Raw genomic sequence first — 16,014 nt, forward strand, 5'->3', positions numbered from 1 at the left:
CAGGGAGCGCAGGTTGGGATGAGTTGGGCGCGTGATTGTACGAAAAGACGCACCGCAACACAAGCCAAGTTGACACTACCTTCGGCAATACCTAGCATTGCCGCGACCTGCCTTTAATATCAACAATCGTAACGACGATAACACCAGCAAGGGATCCACAAGCCGCATGACAGCCCAGCGCATTTACGACACCGTGGCCGACGACTTCAGCCGCGTTAATGATCTGATCATCCAGCGGCTTTCCTCAGATGTTCCCCTGGTGGAGAAAATCGCCCAGTACATCATTGAAAGCGGCGGTAAGCGCTTGAGACCGCTACTGGTTCTGCTTTCCAGCCAGGCCGCCGGCTACGAGGAAAACGACCACCTCAAGCTCGCAGCCGTGATCGAATTCCTGCACACCGCCACCCTGCTGCACGATGATGTAGTAGACACCTCGGACATGCGCCGCGGCCGAAGCACCGCCAACGCCCGCTGGGGCAACGCGCCAAGCGTTCTGGTAGGTGATTTCCTCTACGCCCGTGCTTTCGAGATGATGGTGGAGCTGAAAAGCCTGCGAATCATGGACGTTTTGTCCCACGCCACGGCGGTAATCGCCGAGGGCGAGGTTATGCAACTGATGAACGTGAAAAACCCGGACCTCACCGAAGAGCAGTACATGAAGGTCATCCACAACAAGACTGCCATGCTGTTCGAAGCCGCCTCCCACACCGGCGCACTGCTTGCCAACGCCAATGCAGAGCAGGAGCTGGGCCTGAAAGACTACGGCAAGCATCTGGGCCTGGCTTTCCAGCTGGTGGACGATGTCCTGGATTACCGCGGCGACGCCGAAGCCATGGGCAAAAACGTGGGCGACGATCTGGCTGAAGGCAAGACCACCCTGCCGCTGATCCACGCCATGAACCATGGCACCGGGGAAGAACGGCAGTTGATCCGTCAGGCCATCCGCAAGGGCGGCCTGGACGATCTGCCCCGCATCCTCGATATTGTTGAGCGCTCAGGCGCAATCGAATACACCATGGCAAAAGCGCGGGAGCAGGCGGAACTGGCCCAGACCTGCCTTCACCCCCTTCCAGACTCAGGCCATAAAGAAGCCATGGAACTGCTGACCGAGGTCGCAGTCGCGAGAGTTAGCTAAGCGACTCACGCCCGTGGGGTGAGTCAAAGTCCAGCTCCGGACCAACCGGTACTATCTGAGTCGGGTTGATGGTTCTCTGGCTTACGTAGTAGTGGCGTTTGATCTGATTAATATCCACGGTCTCCGCCACGCCTGGCACCTGGTAGAGGTCCCGAACGTAGGCAGAAAGCGCCGGGAAATCGCTGATCCGCTGGCGGTTGCACTTGAAGTGGCTGTAATACACTGCATCAAACCGGATCAACGTGGTGAACAACCGCCAGTCAGCCTCGGTCAGCCGGCCACCGACCAGATACCGTTGAGAAGACAACCGCTCCTCAAGCCAGTCGAGAGAATCAAACAACGCATTGTAGGCTTCCTCGTACTTATCCTGCGCAGTGGCAAAGCCCGCCTTGTAAACGCCATTATTAACCGTGTCGTAAACCCGGGCGTTCACAGAATCAATCTCTTCTTGCAGCTCCCCGGGATAGAAATCCAGATCGGTACGAACACCCTCAAGGCCATCAAATGCCGAATTGAACATCCGGATAATTTCGGCCGACTCGTTGCTCGCAATCGTTTCTTTCTTTTTATCCCACAAGGTCGGCACTGTTACCCGGCCAGAATATTCCGGTGCAGCCTTGGTGTAGACCTGATGCATGAAGCGGAATCCATGGAGATGGTCCCGGTGCTGCTCGCTGTCGGGCCGGAATTCCCAGCCGTTTTCAACCATGTCAGGGTGCACCACTGACACTGAAATGTGCTTCTCCAGACCTTTGAGCTTCCGGAAAATCAACGTCCGATGCGCCCAGGGGCAGGCCATTGAGACATACAGGTGATAGCGCCCGGATTCCGCCTTGAAACCGCCTTCGCCATCCGGCCCCGGCGAGCCATCGGCGGTCACCCAGTTCCGGAAACGCGCCGCTTCCCGTTCAAATTTGCCACCAGTCTTGTCGGTGTCATACCACTTGTCGTGCCATTTGCCATCAATCAGCAGGCCCATAAAGCCCTCCCGTTAAAATTCCTGAACATGATGAAATCAATACAGGCAGAATACCGGGGACCCTGCTACGCTCTCAAACAAGCATTTCTGGCCAACAACCTCAGATAATTCGAACATGCATACAGCCATCACCATTGACGCCCTCAAAGTCCTTGATGCCATTGACCGCAAAGGCAGTTTCGCCGGTGCCGCCAACGAACTGTTCCGGGTTCCCTCCGCCATCAGTTACACCGTGCAGAAGCTGGAAGAAGACCTGAATGTCGCCATTTACGACCGAACCGGTCACCGCGCCCGACTGACACCGGCCGGCCGCTACCTTTTGGAAGAGGGCCGCACACTGCTCGAGGCGGCAGAAAACCTCGCGCACACCACGCGCCAGGTCGCCCAGGGCTGGGAAACGCGGTTACGGATCGGGTTCAACTCACTGCTGCCGGCGGAATGCCTGTTTCCGGCAATCCGGGAATTCTATGAGCTGGGCGTACCGGTAGATGTACAAATCGTGGAAGAGGTCTTTGCCGGAACCTGGGATGCTCTGCAAAGCCGCCGCGTGGATCTGATCATCGGCGCCGATAATTTCAGCAAGCCAGCGGGAAACTACACAACCCAATCCCTGGGCGACATGCCGTTCGTTTTTGCCGTTGCCGCCGATCATCCCCTGGCCGATGCCGAAGCGCCGCTCTCCGAGGACGAAATCTCCCGTTATCCGGCAGCCGTCGCTGCAGACACATCAAGGTCCTTGCCCCCGGGCCACGCCGGCATATTCCACCGCCAGCGAACCTTGACGGTGGCCAACATTGACCAGAAGATCGCCATACAGGTAGCCGGCCTCGGCGTGGGATGGTTGCCAAGGGCACGAATCAGCGCAGAACTGAAGGAAGGCAAGCTGGTCATCAAGGAAGTGCAGGAATCGCGACAACCAATCAAACTGCAACTGGCCAGGCATGCCGAGGACCAGGGCAAGGCCCTGATGTGGTTTTGGGACCGACTCAGCGCGGAGGGAGCCGTTTCAGACTGGCTAACAAGCTGAAAATAAAGCAAATGGTATGACTCCAACTCGAAGTCATACCAGGCAAATGAGTCAACCGTTTGCGCGGGCACTTCGTTTATACTGCAGCTGAAACCAACGCCGAAGGGAGCTCTCTGATGCGGCAACTGTCGGAACTGGATGCCTCGTTCCTGTATCTCGAGTCGGAAACCACACCGATGCACATCGGAGGCATCTACCTCTTCGATGCTTCCGAACGGGAGAAACCGCTGGCCTTCAGCACCTTTGTCGCCTACCTTCGAAGCCGCCTGCATGTTGTGCCGGTTTTCCGGCAACGCCTGAAAGAAATTCCCCTGCGCCTGGGCCGCCCCTACTGGATTGATGACCCCGATTTCAGCATCGAGCGCCACCTTGCCTACGTTAATCTGGGCGAACACGGCCGCAAGGCAAGCCTGATGACGCTGGCCTCACGGATTCTGGAAGAACCTCTGAAAAGGGACCGCCCGCTGTGGCACATCACCTTCGTAGACGGTTTCAAACTGGACGAGCAGGACACCGGCAGTGATGGCTTCGCTTTGATCGTCAAATTGCACCACGCTGCCATCGACGCCTTCAGTGGCGAGGAGATTATTGGCAAACTACTGGAGTATACGCCCGAGCCCAGCCCGATTGCGCCACCTCGACCCTGGCAGCCCAGACCAGAACCCTCGGAAGAACGGGTCATGCTCCAGGCCGGTGCGAACATCATTCGCACGCCACTGCAGTTCACCTCTCTGGCGTTCAACGCAGCCGAGGCTACAGCCCGGGGACTGATCCAGAAGCAATTACGCAAACTGCCACTCCCGCTGCCCCTGTTTTCCGCCCCAAACAGCCCTTTCAATCGGCAGATTACGGCAAATCGGCAGATTGTCGCCCCCAGCGTGGAGCTTTCGCGCCTGAAGGCGATCAAGGCGTTTCTCGGGGACGTAACGTTGAACGATGTGGTTTTGGGCCTTTGTGCCGAGGCCCTGAAGCGCTATCTGATCAGCGAGGGCGCCAATGCCGACAAATCCCTGGTGGCAATGACACCGATTTCGGTTCGTTCCAACAGCCTACGACGAGCCACCGGGAACCAGATGTCTGCCATGCTGCTGGATCTCGCGACCGATGAAACCGATCCTGCCCAGCGGATACGGCGCATACACTGGAACGCGGTTGCCTCGGAGCCCTACCGGGAGGCTATTGCTGCAGATCGGCTGACGGAACTGCTGCCTTCAACCATGCTGGCGCTTTCCGCAAGACTTTACTCGGAATTGCAAATTGCCCAGCGTTACCAGCCGGTATTCAATCTGCCAATCACCAATGTTCCCGGACCACAGGTTCCACTGTATCTGCAGGGGGCACGCCTGGTTCAGCAATACAATACGGCGCCGCTGTTCGACAGTATGGGACTGGTTATTGTAGCGGTGAGCTATGAGGGAAGGCTGACACTGAATTTCACCACCTGCCCCGATGTGGTGGCCCACGGAGAGTCATTGCAGTCTCACGTGGATGAAAGCCTCAACGCCATTGAAGCAGCCATGGAACGGCTCGGAACAGAGGCAACCAAAGAACCCATCGCAGCCTCCCCAACACAGACCCTCGCAGATGATGCCATGACCGCGATGGAGGGGCTTCTCAAGAAAGCCCTGAAACGTTTCCGGGCCTGAACCGGACCCGGAAACGGTCAAGCAAGACTCGCTTATTCGAACGCCCAACGAAGAAACGCTTTCTTTTCCTCGTCACTCGCTGTTTCCCAAATGGTTTTCAACTGTTCAAGCGCGTTTTCAGCACTTGCCGGAGAACTCCGGCATTTCCTGCTCGGCCTCCTGACGCGACTCGGGCCGATCAAATTCGAACCCATAGGTCTCCCCGGCTTCCGCCGCTTTGGTAGCATTCTGACGAGTGCAAGACAACGGCGGGCTTCGCTGACCCACTCCGGCTTTTTCAACGCAGATCCCGATTGAGACCCAACCCGTAAAATTGTAAAAAAATGTTGAATTCGCCCCGAATTGGGTTAATTTTAAACAGATCGGCAGATATTAACGCGGCGCCCGAGAAGCAAGAACGAAAAGCGGGCAGTACAGGAGACGCCATGGACACCCATCGCAGGACCGGAGAAGAAGGGCCGGTTCCCTTTCGCAGTAGTCGATTCTTCTGCGTAGGGAGCAAATGGTACTTTACCACCCGGGAAGGGTTTGACAGTGGCCCGTTCGCTTCACGGGAGCGGGCGGAAACAGGCCTCAAACGCTTTCTGCACGTGGTCCGTATGCTGCCGGAAGAACAACAGCTTCACTGACAGGCCTTCGTGCCCGTCTAGACCATGACGGGCACCAGCCACACGTCTACTGCCCACAGGCAGATCAGGGCCATGACGCCGGCAATAACATCGTCAACCATGATACCCAAACCGCCAGGCAGGTGCTGGTCCAGCCAACTGATGGGCCACGGTTTTGCAATGTCAAAAAGCCGGAACAGAGCGAACGCCCCCAGAACCCCATAGATAGTGTCAGGGAAGAGGCCAAGGGCAATCCACATCCCGACGAATTCGTCCCAGACAATGCCGCCATGGTCGTGAACCTTCAGGTCTTCAGCGGTCTTTCCGCAGAGCCAGATACCTACGATAAAAGCAGCCAGTACCACCAGCCAGTAGCCCACGGGCGGCAACCAGGCGAAGACGTACCACAGCGGAATGGCGGCCAGGCTGCCCCAGGTGCCGGGCGCCCTCGCCGTTGCACCGCTGCCAAAACCAAAAGCGAGCAGATGCACCGGGTTACGCAAGAATCCCGGCGGGAGTATGACTGCCGGCGCCTCCGGTTCCGGGGTCTCGCCTTCCTGACTCATAATTCACTCCTGAAATGGTCAAACCCGGCGGGCACCGCTTCCAAACTGCAATCGACACCGTCGAGATACAGGCCCGGCTCAGCGTCAACGAAGCCGATCACGGTGAGTTGGCGCTTCAGTGATTCCGGGGCACGCTCCCAGTTTTCTCGCGAGAAACACAGGCACAGTTCGTAATCGTCTCCGGAGCGCAGTGCACAATCCAGGGCCTTCTCACCCTTTAGCCGAACAAGCGCTGGCGAAAGAGGCATCCTGGCACTCTCGATCCGGGCACCGACCCCTGATGCGGAAAGAATGTGCCCGAGATCTGCCAGCAAACCATCAGAGATATCAACCGCCGCAGTGGCATATTGGCGTATAGCACCTGCCAGATCCAGTCTCGGCCAGGGATGGTGATAGCGTTCGAGCACGGCAAGCATGTCAGCGGAAGGGGCAGGTTCCGAAAGATAGTCTAAAGCGGCGCCGGCATCCCCCAAGGTTCCGGACACGGCAATCAGATCTCCGGGACGGGCGCCGGAGCGTCGAATCCCGGCTCCCTGCTCTACAGTGCCATGCACCTGCAGGCTCAGGGTGAGCGGCCCGGAGGTGGTATCCCCGCCGGCCAGCTCCAGACCAAACGCCTCGCTGGCCTTTCGCAATCCCATCGAGAAGTCTTCAAGCCACTGCTCATCCACGGCTGGCAGCGTCAGTGCAAGCGTGAAACATTCCGGGTCGGCACCCATGGCAGCAAGATCGCTGGCAGCGGCGGCAAGTGCTCGCCAGCCCAGATAATCGGGACGGTAGTTTCGGGGAAAGTGGACACCCTCCACGAGGGCGTCCACAGAAAAGACAAGGTCCCGGCCTGCGGGAATACGCTGAATCGCGCAATCGTCCCCTGGGCCCAGGATCAGGGATCCGGATTCCTGCCGCCCGGCAAGCGGCAGAAAGTAACGGCGAATCAGCTCGAATTCGCCCATCGACTAGCGAGCGCGGGTCTCGGCAAGCCGGAGTCGGCCGCTCAGCTTGTCGAGAATGCTGTTAACAAATTTATGGCCCTCGGTGCCACCAAAGCGCTTGGCCATTTCAATGCCCTCGTTAATGACCACCTTGTAGGGCACATCAAGCCGATGCTTGAGCTCATAGGCTCCCAGGCGGACAATCGCCAGTTCCACGGGATCAACCTCTTTAATAGGCCGATCCAGGAACGGCTCGATCAGCTTGTCCAGTTCGCCCTGCTCGCGATGTACCCCACGGAGCAGATCCCGGAAATACAGCAGGTCGACCTTGCTCATGTCATTGTCGACCATGAACTCAGCTTCAATGTCAGAAATCGCCGTCTTGCTGAAATGACGCTGATAGAGCCCCTGCATGGCGAGGGCCCTGGCACGGCGTCGATCACCGGCTTTCGGTTGGCCAGACGGAGCCGGCTGCGGTGATGTACCTTCGGTTTCGCTCATTACTCACCCAGCTTCTTGAACAGGCTGACCATTTCAAGGGCGGTGATTGCCGCTTCGGCACCCTTGTTACCGGCCTTGGTTCCGGAACGCTCGATGGCCTGTTCGATGGAATCCACCGTCAGCACACCGAAGGTTACCGGCACGTCGGTATCAAGACTGACCGCGCCAAGGCCGCTGGAGGCCTCGCCGGCAACATACTCGAAATGCGGTGTGCCGCCACGGATAACTGCACCCAGGGCAATAATCGCATCGTACTCACCGGTTTCGGCAACGCGCTTGACGGCCAGGGGCATTTCATAGGCTCCCGGCACGCGGACGATGGTGACGTCGTCATCGGAAATACCGTGACGGCGCAGGGTATCCAGCGCGCCCTCTACCAGGCTTTCCACAACAAAGCCGTTAAAACGGCCCACTACAAGCGCATAGCGCCCGCTGCACTCGGTAAAATCACCTTCAATTACTCTGATATCTGCCATCGATGGCTCCTTCACGTGTCGCGGCATCGGGGCCACGACCGGGTTTATCATTCGGGGGTGTAGGGAACGTATTCGACCACTTCCAGATCGAAACCGGAAATGGCGGAAAATTTGATCGGCGGGCTCAGCAGGCGCATTTTGCCAACACCAATATCCCGGAGAATCTGGGAGCCGGTACCAACCGTGAAGTAAACGCCGGAGCTTCCCTTGCCGGAGGAGCCCTTACCCTCATCAAAGAATTCCTGGATCCGGTCTTCCAGATTGTAGCTGTCCTCGGCACTGTTCAGCAGGACAACCACGCCCTTGCCTTCCTCCGCCACTTTCTCCAATGCGTGATGTAGAGGCCAGCTACGGGAATCCTTGCGGCGGGCCCCCAGAAGATCCCGAAGGGTATCGGTGATGTGGACCCGTACAAAGGCCGGTTCGTCGGGGGAAATATCTCCCATCAACATGGCCAGATGAGTGGCTCCCTGGATGTTGTCGCGATAGGTCCGAAGTTTGAATACGCCGTACTCGGTGTCCAGGTCGTTCTCTTCCACACACTCCACGGTGCGTTCGTTCATGGTGCGGTAATGAATCAGATCGGCAATGGTGCCGATCTTGAGGTCGTGCTCTTCGGCAAACCGCTCCAGATCTTCCCGACGAGCCATCGAGCCATCGTCATTCATAATCTCGCAGATCACACCCGCCGGTTCGCAGCCGGCCAGCGCCGCAAGATCACAGGATGCTTCCGTGTGCCCGGCGCGGCTCAGCACACCGCCGGGATCAGACATCAACGGGAAAATATGGCCGGGCTGGACCAGATCACTGGCCCTGGCGTTGCGCGCCACTGCCGCCTGAACAGTACGGGCACGGTCCGCAGCCGAGATGCCAGTCGTCACGCCTACAGCGGCCTCAATGGAGAGGGTAAACTTGGTTCCGAAGCCGGAGGCGTTCTGCTGCACCATCAATGGAAGACCCAGCTGTTCGCAGCGGTCCCGGGTCATAGGCATGCAAATCAGGCCACGACCAAACCGGGCCATGAAGTTGATGGCTTCGGCCGTGCAATGCTCAGCAGCCATCACGAGATCGCCCTCATTCTCGCGATCCTCGTCATCCATCAGTATGACCATTTTGCCCTGACGGATATCTTCTATGATGTCTTCAATGCTGTTCAGTGCCATGTGGTTTTTTACCCTTGCGGCGCTCCGGCAAATGTTGGCTTCCGGAACATCCTGAGTTTATGAATTACCGGCGAGTGAGAATCAGGCGCTGATCCTCACCCACCTGACGTCGATCCAGCACGTTCCATTGTACTTTATCTGCCATGGTTTCCAGCGGCAGGTGGGCGGTCGGCCTCCCCGTACTGCCCAGGAAAACCGGCGCCTGGTAGAGCCAGAGTTCGTCGACCAGATTTTCGCTAATGAACGTTCCAGCCAGAGTCGGTCCCGCCTCCACCAGCAGCTCGTTGATACCCAGCTCCCCCAGCGAGTCCAGCAGTTCGGCCAGATCAATGCCGTTGTCTTTCCAGGCGACGCCGGTAAGGCTGATGCCCAGTGCCGCCAAATCCTGGGCCGGCGCCGTGGCCAGAGTTGATGATGCACAGAACACCTGCACATTGCCGCCCTGAAGAATATTCGCCGTGGAGGGCGTGCGCGCATCCCGGTCGGCAATTACCCGCAGCGGCTGCCTGGACGGCTCGGTGGCATCGCCAATGTCTCCGAGCTCCTCGCGACGGACTGTCAGCGAGGGATCGTCGGCGAGCACGGTTCCGACACCGGTCAGAATGGCATCACTGATCGCTCTAAGACGCTGGACATCCCGACGTGCCTCAGGACCGGTAATCCACTGGCTCTCGCCGGAAGCCATGGCGGTACGGCCATCAAGACTTGCCGCCATTTTGAGCCGCACCCAGGGTCGGCCGGTGTTCATGCGTTTCATGAAGCCCGGATTCAGGCGGGCAGCTTCTTCCGCCAGCAGGCCTTCAGTAACCCGGATTCCAGCTTCCCTGAGCATGTCCAGCCCACGGCCAGACACCGAGGGGTTCGGGTCCTTGGTTGCGGCGTAGACGTGGGCAACACCAGCATCAATCAGCGCCCTGGCGCAGGGCGGCGTCCGGCCAAAATGGCTGCACGGCTCCAGTGTTACATAAGCTGTCGCACCCCGGGCATCCGGACCGGCCTGGCTCAGGGCACGGGTCTCGGCGTGGGCTTCTCCGGCACGCTCATGCCACCCCTCACCAAGAACCAGATCTCCCCGGGCAATGACACACCCAACCCGTGGATTAGGGTGGGTAGAGTACCGACCGCGCCACGCAAGCTGGACAGCCCGCGCCATCATGGCCCTGTCGCGGTTCTCGATCATGCCTTGCCTTTCGGGGCGTGGTTATCCGCCAGCGCTTTGGCAACATCCACGGCTGCCTCACCGTTGCTGGCCGACAACCTCTCGATCTCTTCCTTGAATTCGTTGATATCCTGAAAGCTGCGATATACCGAGGCGAAGCGGACATAGGCAACCTTGTCCAACTGGCGCAATTCGGTCATCACCTCTTCACCCAACTGCATGGACTTCACTTCCCGCTCTCCGGTCGCCCGCAACCGGTATTTGATCCGATTGAGAGCCGCATCAATCTGTTCAATGCTCACGGGGCGCTTTTCCAGCGCTTTCATCAGCCCGGCGCGCAGCTTTTCCTCATCAAACGGTTGTCGGGTACCATCCTGTTTGACCACCCTTGGCATCACCAACTCGGCAGATTCGAAGGTAGTAAAACGCTCCCGACAGGAGAGACATTCCCTGCGGCGACGCACCTGATCACCCTCGGCCACCAGCCGGGAGTCAATCACCTTGGTATCTGCTTCACCACAGAAGGGACAATGCATAGTCAGGAGCTCCGAAGAGGAAGCCGGGCCGAAAAGTCGGCCCGGCAGGTCATGCCTGTAGTCTAGCTATAAAACGATTAGCCGTAGACAGGGAAACGGGCGCAGAGTGCACTTACCTGCTCACGAACCCGGCTGTTGACCGCCTCGTCGTCCAGGTTATCGAGGATGTCGCAGATCCAGCCAGCGAGGTCGCGACACTCGGACTCGCCGAAACCACGGGTGGTGATTGCCGGGGTGCCAATGCGAAGACCGGAGGTGACAAACGGAGACCGCGGATCATTGGGAACCGCGTTCTTGTTAACGGTGATGTGGGCACGACCCAGCGCCGCATCCGCATCTTTTCCGGTAATGTCCTGTTTGATGAGGCTGACCAGGAACAGATGGTTCCTGGTGCCACCGGAAACCACATCATAGCCACGATCCACAAACACCTGGGCCATGGCGGAGGCGTTCTTCACAACCTGCTGCTGGTAGGTCTTGAAATCGTCGCTCATGGCTTCCTTGAAGCACACCGCCTTCGCGGCAATCACGTGCATCAGCGGGCCACCCTGGCCGCCCGGGAATACCGCAGAGTTCAGCTTCTTCTGCAGATCAGCGTCATCGCAGGCCAGGATAAGCCCACCACGGGGACCGCGCAGGGTCTTGTGTGTAGTCGTCGCGATCACGTGGGCATGGGGAACCGGATCCGGGTAAACGCCCGCGGCCACCAGGCCAGCCACGTGGGCCATATCGACAAACAGGTAAGCGCCCACCTTGTCGGCAATCTCACGGAAGCGGGCGAAATCCAGCTCCTGGGAGTAGGCTGAGAAGCCAGCAATAATCATTTTTGGCTTGTGCTCAAGAGCCAGCGCTTCGATCTCATCGTAGTCGAGAAGGCCAGTGTCGGTATTGATACCGTACTGCACGGCATTGTAGATCTTGCCGGAGAAGTTGACACTGGCGCCGTGAGTCAGGTGGCCACCGTGGGCGAGACTCATGCCCAGAACCGTATCACCAGGCTTGAGCAGAGCCATAAAGACAGCCGAGTTGGCCTGGGAACCAGAATGCGGCTGGACGTTGGCATAGGCAGCACCAAACAGCTCTTTGGCACGTTCAATCGCCAGGTCTTCGGCAATATCCACGAACTCGCAGCCGCCATAGTAGCGCTTGCCCGGATAGCCTTCCGCGTACTTGTTGGTCAGCACGCTGCCCTGGGCTTCCATCACTCGGGGGCTGGTGTAGTTCTCGGACGCGATCAGCTCGATGTGAGCTTCCTGGCGCTTCTCTTCCGCCTGCATGGCGTTCCAGAGTTCGTCGTCAAAGCCGGCGATTTTCATTTCACGATTAAACATGGATGCGCTGCCCCTGTGTGCTTGGCTGGCCCGGAGAGCTTTGGCGATCTCCGCAGGCTCCCTGAAAAATTGGGTCGCTATTCTATCTTACAAACGGGTGAAAAATCACCCTTTAACCGTCCGCAGATACCGGCATGCGGCCAACTCCGGTTTCTGCTCAATTGCTATCACTGGTAGGTTTCGATACCTTACCGGATCAATAGCAATTAGCCCGAGCCGTCAGTTTCCGAATTCACGAACCTGTTATATCAAGAGGTGTACGCCAACATGGCCCAATACGTTTACACCATGAACCGCGTGGGCAAGGTGGTCCCGCCCAAGCGCGAGATTCTGAAGGACATTTCACTGAGCTTCTTCCCTGGCGCCAAAATCGGCGTTCTGGGTCTCAACGGTGCCGGTAAATCCACCCTGCTCCGCATTATGGCGGGCGTGGACCAGGATTACATCGGTGAAGCCCGCCCGCAGCCCGGCATCAACGTGGGCTATCTGCCCCAGGAGCCAGAGCTGGACGAAGAGAAAACCGTCAAGGAAATCGTCGATGAAGCGGTTTCCGGTGTGCATGACGCCCTGGCCGAACTGGACCAGGTGTACGCCGCCTACGCCGAACCGGATGCGGATTTCGACGCCCTGGCCAAGAAGCAGGGCGAGCTGGAGGCCTACATCCAGGCCACCGATGGCCACGATATTGAACGCAAGATGGAAGTTGCCGCGGACGCCCTGCGTCTTCCACCCTGGGATCAGAAAGTCAGCGTTCTCTCCGGTGGTGAGCGCCGCCGGGTCGCACTGTGCCGTCTGCTGCTGTCCGGCCCGGACATGCTGCTGCTGGACGAGCCCACCAACCACCTGGATGCCGAATCCGTGGCCTGGCTCGAGCGCTTCCTGCATGACTACGAAGGCACCGTGGTCGCCATCACCCACGACCGGTACTTCCTCGACAACGTCGCCGGCTGGATCCTGGAACTGGACCGTGGCCATGGCATTCCATTCGAAGGTAACTACAGCCAGTGGCTGGAGAACAAGGAAAAGCGTCTGGAAATGGAATCCAAGCAGGAAGCCTCTCACCAGAAAGCCATCAAGCAGGAACTGGAATGGGTGCGCAGTAATGCCAAGGGCCGTCAGTCCAAGAGCAAGGCCCGTCTGGCCCGTTTCGAGGAGATGAGTTCCCAGGAGTTCCAGAAACGAAACGAAACCAACGAGCTTTACATTCCACCCGGACCCCGTCTGGGCAACAAGGTGATCGAGGTTGACGGCATCAGCAAGTCCTTCGGTGACCGCCTGCTGTATGAAAACGTGTCCTTCAGCGTGCCACCCGGCGCCATCGTGGGCATTATCGGTGGTAACGGTGCCGGTAAATCCACTCTGTTCAAGATGATTGCCGGTTTCGACAAGCCGGATTCTGGCGACATCACCGTCGGGGAAACCGTGGAACTGGCCTACGTGGATCAGATGCGCGATCTGGATGGCAGCAAAACCGTTTGGGAAGAGCTCTCCGACGGCAACGATATCATCAAGGTTGGCAATTACGAGACGCCCTCCCGGGCTTACGTAGGCCGTTTCAACTTCAAGGGCAGCGACCAGCAGAAGCGGGTTGGCGACCTGTCCGGCGGTGAGCGCAACCGTTTGCACCTCGCCAAGCTGCTGAAACAGGGCGGCAACGTGCTGCTGCTGGATGAGCCGACCAACGATCTCGACGTGGAAACCCTTCGCGCCCTGGAAGAAGCCCTGCTGAATTTCCCGGGCTCTGCCCTGGTTATCTCGCACGACCGTTGGTTCCTCGACCGTGTGGCCAGCCACATCCTGGCGTTCGAGGATGATGGCGAGGTGGTGTACTTCGAAGGCAACTTCACCGAGTACGACGAGGACTTCAAGAAGCGCAAGGGTGATTCGGCGATGCAGCCGCAGCGCATGAAGTACAAGAAGCTGGCCTGATGGCGAAAACGAGAACCGCCTACGTCTGCACCGAATGCGGTGCAGACTATTCCAAATGGCAGGGCCAGTGCACGGCCTGCCAGGCCTGGAACACCATCAGCGAAGTCCGCGGCGTCAGCAGCAACAGCAAAGGCGCCCGCGGTGGCCGCTTTGAGGGCTTTGCCGGCAGCCTGTCCGAGGTCCAGAGCCTGGATGATGTCAGCCTGGCAGAGCAGCCTCGTATCAGCTCCGGCATGCAGGAGTTTGATCGGGTTCTGGGCGGAGGTCTCGTCGAGGGCTCGGCTGTTCTGATGGGCGGCCACCCGGGCGCGGGCAAGAGTACCCTTCTACTCCAGGCCGTCTGCCACCTGGCTGCCAGCGTCCCCGCTTTGTACGTCACCGGTGAGGAATCCCTGCAACAGGTCGCCATGCGCGCCAAACGGCTGGGCCTGCCCACCAAAGACCTGAAGATGCTGTCCGAAACCAGTGTCGAGCGAGTCATGCAGGTGGCTGAGGCGGAAAAACCACGAATTCTGGTGGTAGACAGTATTCAGGTGATGCACATGGCGGATATCGAGTCCGCGCCCGGCAGTGTCTCCCAGGTGCGGGAAAGCGCAGCCTACCTGACCCGTTTCGCCAAGCAGACCGGCACCATCCTGTTCCTGGTCGGTCATGTCACCAAAGACGGCAGCCTGGCCGGCCCGAAGGTTCTGGAACACATGATCGACTGCTCTATCCTGCTGGAAGGCTCCAGCGACAGCCGTTATCGAACCCTTCGGGGGATCAAGAACCGGTTTGGTGCAGTGAACGAGTTGGGTGTGTTCGCCATGCTGGAACAGGGGCTAAAGGAAGTGAAGAACCCCAGCGCGATCTTCCTGAACCGCGGCGAAGACGCTGCCCCTGGAAGCGTGGTGATGGTGGTCTGGGAAGGTACCCGCCCCATGCTGGTGGAGATCCAGGCCCTGGTGGATATGGCTCAGGGCGGCTACCCCAGACGGGTCGCAGTTGGCCTCGATCAGAACCGGCTGGCCATGCTCCTTGCCGTATTGCACCGCCATGGCGGCATGCACGTATCCGACCAGGACGTGTTCGTGAACGTGGTTGGTGGCGTAAAAGTAAACGAAACCAGCGCCGATCTCGCGCTGCTGGCCGCCATTGTCTCCTCCTTCCGAGACCGCGCCCTACCCCAGGACCTGGTGATCTTCGGCGAAGTCGGCCTCTCCGGGGAAATCCGCCCGGTGCCCAGTGGCCAGGAGCGCATCTACGAAGCCGCCAAACACGGCTTCACGCGGGCTCTGGTACCGAAATCCAATGCCCCGCGCAAGGCCATCGACGGCATGAAGGTGATTCCCGTTACCAAACTGAGTGATGCTCTTACTGCTCTGGAAGACCTTTAAGCCTGCCATCTTCGGAGTGAACGGTCAGGTTGACTTCGGAGCTTCCAAAAACCGCTACAAGCACATCCCTGTGCGCTTGTCCTCGGCCATCCTTGGCCTCCGACATTTTTGAAAGCTCCGAAGTCAACCTGACCTGCAGGCAGCGGTGCCAAAGTCCGGCTGCAAAAGCTCTAATCAATGAGGTGGGCAAACTCTCTTTCCAGCAACGCCTGATCTCCGAGGTTAAGTTCCACTAGGCGTTTTAAGTGGGTAGCACTATCGAGATCTATGTACTGGCATTTGAAACCCAGCCGGTGCGGCTCCACGTGCCTAAGCTCTACCGCCATAACAATACCTGCCTCATGATCATTCAGATGAATAATCACTTCGCAGGGCTGCTTTAAGGGGACCTGCCAACCCTCCGGCCGCTTCACCAGAACACCTTTCAGCGAAATATCCAGCACCTCCGTCGTCCAGACGGATTCCTGGCAGTGGAGCTCACACGGCGCATCAAACTCGATCCGGTGGAACCGGCGCTTTTCTGGGGTCTTGGTGGGCAAGTGGTTACTCCTGTTCACCGGTCTTGTTTTACCTGACTATAGACCGGACAGGTCGATGCATCCAGAGGATTTTGGAGGAGGTTAACTATCGGAAGGATATATCTGTTAGGT

General features: G+C 58.5%; 16 protein-coding genes. 6 read left to right on the forward strand and 10 right to left on the reverse strand.

Going from position 1 to position 16,014, the window contains the following annotated elements:
- Positions 1-166 precede the first annotated feature (166 nt).
- Positions 167-1,135: an octaprenyl diphosphate synthase gene (gene ispB / locus KYE_RS04230; protein WP_008170746.1), complete on the forward strand. Its 969-nt coding sequence runs from the start codon at positions 167-169 to the stop codon at positions 1,133-1,135.
- Here the strand turns inward: ispB and KYE_RS04235 are convergent.
- Positions 1,128-2,114 carry a glutathione S-transferase family protein gene (locus KYE_RS04235; protein WP_008170748.1) on the reverse strand — a complete coding sequence of 329 codons (987 nt, stop codon included), beginning with the start codon at positions 2,112-2,114 and terminating at the stop codon, positions 1,128-1,130. The genes ispB and KYE_RS04235 overlap by 8 nt on opposite strands.
- A 115-nt stretch (positions 2,115-2,229) precedes the next feature.
- Here KYE_RS04235 and KYE_RS04240 point away from each other — a divergent pair, with 115 nt between their 5' ends.
- The 3 genes from KYE_RS04240 to KYE_RS04250 all read left to right on the forward strand — a co-directional run bounded on the left by KYE_RS04240 (position 2,230) and on the right by KYE_RS04250 (position 5,416).
- The gene (locus KYE_RS04240; protein WP_008170750.1) at positions 2,230-3,141 is read left to right on the forward strand and encodes a LysR substrate-binding domain-containing protein; all 912 of its coding nucleotides are present in this window, start codon (positions 2,230-2,232) and stop codon (positions 3,139-3,141) included.
- A 116-nt stretch (positions 3,142-3,257) separates the two neighbouring features.
- Positions 3,258-4,787 (forward strand): WS/DGAT/MGAT family O-acyltransferase, encoded by a 1,530-nt coding sequence (locus tag KYE_RS04245; RefSeq protein ID WP_008170752.1) that lies wholly within the window; start codon positions 3,258-3,260, stop codon positions 4,785-4,787.
- A gap of 425 nt (positions 4,788-5,212) precedes the next feature.
- Entirely contained in the window at positions 5,213-5,416 is a 204-nt protein-coding gene (locus tag KYE_RS04250) for a DUF6316 family protein (protein ID WP_008170755.1), read from the forward strand.
- A gap of 17 nt (positions 5,417-5,433) precedes the next feature.
- Here the strand turns inward: KYE_RS04250 and KYE_RS04255 are convergent, their stop codons facing one another.
- The 8 genes from KYE_RS04255 to glyA form a co-directional block, all read right to left on the reverse strand.
- A complete protein-coding gene (locus KYE_RS04255; RefSeq protein ID WP_008170757.1) occupies positions 5,434-5,961 on the reverse strand; it encodes a phosphatidylglycerophosphatase A in 528 nt (175 codons plus the stop codon).
- A complete protein-coding gene (gene thiL / locus KYE_RS04260) occupies positions 5,958-6,914 on the reverse strand; it encodes a thiamine-phosphate kinase (RefSeq protein WP_008170758.1) in 957 nt (318 codons plus the stop codon). Before thiL ends, KYE_RS04255 begins: the two co-directional genes overlap by 4 nt.
- 3 nt (positions 6,915-6,917) lie before the next feature.
- Positions 6,918-7,394, reverse strand: coding sequence for a transcription antitermination factor NusB (nusB, locus tag KYE_RS04265; RefSeq protein ID WP_008170760.1), 477 nt, complete (start codon positions 7,392-7,394; stop codon positions 6,918-6,920).
- Positions 7,394-7,870, reverse strand: a complete 477-nt coding sequence (ribE, locus tag KYE_RS04270; RefSeq protein WP_008170762.1) for a 6,7-dimethyl-8-ribityllumazine synthase — start codon at positions 7,868-7,870, stop codon at positions 7,394-7,396. The genes nusB and ribE overlap by 1 nt, the downstream gene beginning before the upstream one ends.
- Positions 7,871-7,917: 47 nt before the next feature.
- Entirely contained in the window at positions 7,918-9,033 is a 1,116-nt protein-coding gene (gene ribBA, locus KYE_RS04275; RefSeq protein WP_008170765.1) for a bifunctional 3,4-dihydroxy-2-butanone-4-phosphate synthase/GTP cyclohydrolase II, read from the reverse strand.
- A 64-nt stretch (positions 9,034-9,097) separates the two neighbouring features.
- Positions 9,098-10,213, reverse strand: coding sequence for a bifunctional diaminohydroxyphosphoribosylaminopyrimidine deaminase/5-amino-6-(5-phosphoribosylamino)uracil reductase RibD (gene ribD / locus KYE_RS04280; protein WP_008170768.1), 1,116 nt, complete (start codon positions 10,211-10,213; stop codon positions 9,098-9,100).
- Positions 10,210-10,728, reverse strand: coding sequence for a transcriptional regulator NrdR (gene nrdR / locus KYE_RS04285; protein ID WP_008170769.1), 519 nt, complete (start codon positions 10,726-10,728; stop codon positions 10,210-10,212). The genes ribD and nrdR overlap by 4 nt, the downstream gene beginning before the upstream one ends.
- Positions 10,729-10,805: 77 nt before the next feature.
- A complete protein-coding gene (gene glyA / locus KYE_RS04290; RefSeq protein WP_008170771.1) occupies positions 10,806-12,059 on the reverse strand; it encodes a serine hydroxymethyltransferase in 1,254 nt (417 codons plus the stop codon).
- A gap of 267 nt (positions 12,060-12,326) precedes the next feature.
- On the opposite strand from glyA, the gene ettA reads away from it, so the two are divergent.
- Positions 12,327-13,988 (forward strand): energy-dependent translational throttle protein EttA, encoded by a 1,662-nt coding sequence (gene ettA, locus KYE_RS04295; RefSeq protein WP_008170773.1) that lies wholly within the window; start codon positions 12,327-12,329, stop codon positions 13,986-13,988.
- The gene (gene radA, locus KYE_RS04300) at positions 13,988-15,364 is read left to right on the forward strand and encodes a DNA repair protein RadA (protein WP_008170775.1); all 1,377 of its coding nucleotides are present in this window, start codon (positions 13,988-13,990) and stop codon (positions 15,362-15,364) included. Before ettA ends, radA begins: the two co-directional genes overlap by 1 nt.
- 170 nt (positions 15,365-15,534) lie before the next feature.
- Here the strand turns inward: radA and KYE_RS04305 are convergent, their stop codons facing one another.
- The gene (locus tag KYE_RS04305) at positions 15,535-15,903 is read right to left on the reverse strand and encodes a PilZ domain-containing protein (protein WP_008170777.1); all 369 of its coding nucleotides are present in this window, start codon (positions 15,901-15,903) and stop codon (positions 15,535-15,537) included.
- Positions 15,904-16,014 lie beyond the last annotated feature (111 nt).

Source organism: Marinobacter manganoxydans MnI7-9, assembly GCF_000235625.1.
GTDB lineage: Bacteria > Pseudomonadota > Gammaproteobacteria > Pseudomonadales > Oleiphilaceae > Marinobacter > Marinobacter manganoxydans.

Excerpts from the sequence above, each read along its gene's own strand:
- KYE_RS04250 (WP_008170755.1), top strand. The coding sequence starts at position 5,213 with ATGGACACCCATCGCAGGACCGGAGAAGAAGGGCCGGTTCCCTTTCGC.
- KYE_RS04240 (WP_008170750.1), top strand. The coding sequence starts at position 2,230 with ATGCATACAGCCATCACCATTGACGCCCTCAAAGTCCTTGATGCCATT.
- radA (WP_008170775.1), top strand. The coding sequence starts at position 13,988 with ATGGCGAAAACGAGAACCGCCTACGTCTGCACCGAATGCGGTGCAGAC.
- KYE_RS04235 (WP_008170748.1), bottom strand. The coding sequence starts at position 2,114 with ATGGGCCTGCTGATTGATGGCAAATGGCACGACAAGTGGTATGACACC.
- ispB (WP_008170746.1), top strand. The coding sequence starts at position 167 with ATGACAGCCCAGCGCATTTACGACACCGTGGCCGACGACTTCAGCCGC.
- KYE_RS04245 (WP_008170752.1), top strand. The coding sequence starts at position 3,258 with ATGCGGCAACTGTCGGAACTGGATGCCTCGTTCCTGTATCTCGAGTCG.
- glyA (WP_008170771.1), bottom strand. The coding sequence starts at position 12,059 with ATGTTTAATCGTGAAATGAAAATCGCCGGCTTTGACGACGAACTCTGG.
- nrdR (WP_008170769.1), bottom strand. The coding sequence starts at position 10,728 with ATGCATTGTCCCTTCTGTGGTGAAGCAGATACCAAGGTGATTGACTCC.
- ribE (WP_008170762.1), bottom strand. The coding sequence starts at position 7,870 with ATGGCAGATATCAGAGTAATTGAAGGTGATTTTACCGAGTGCAGCGGG.
- ribBA (WP_008170765.1), bottom strand. The coding sequence starts at position 9,033 with ATGGCACTGAACAGCATTGAAGACATCATAGAAGATATCCGTCAGGGC.
- nusB (WP_008170760.1), bottom strand. The coding sequence starts at position 7,394 with ATGAGCGAAACCGAAGGTACATCACCGCAGCCGGCTCCGTCTGGCCAA.
- ettA (WP_008170773.1), top strand. The coding sequence starts at position 12,327 with ATGGCCCAATACGTTTACACCATGAACCGCGTGGGCAAGGTGGTCCCG.
- KYE_RS04255 (WP_008170757.1), bottom strand. The coding sequence starts at position 5,961 with ATGAGTCAGGAAGGCGAGACCCCGGAACCGGAGGCGCCGGCAGTCATA.
- ribD (WP_008170768.1), bottom strand. The coding sequence starts at position 10,213 with ATGATCGAGAACCGCGACAGGGCCATGATGGCGCGGGCTGTCCAGCTT.
- thiL (WP_008170758.1), bottom strand. The coding sequence starts at position 6,914 with ATGGGCGAATTCGAGCTGATTCGCCGTTACTTTCTGCCGCTTGCCGGG.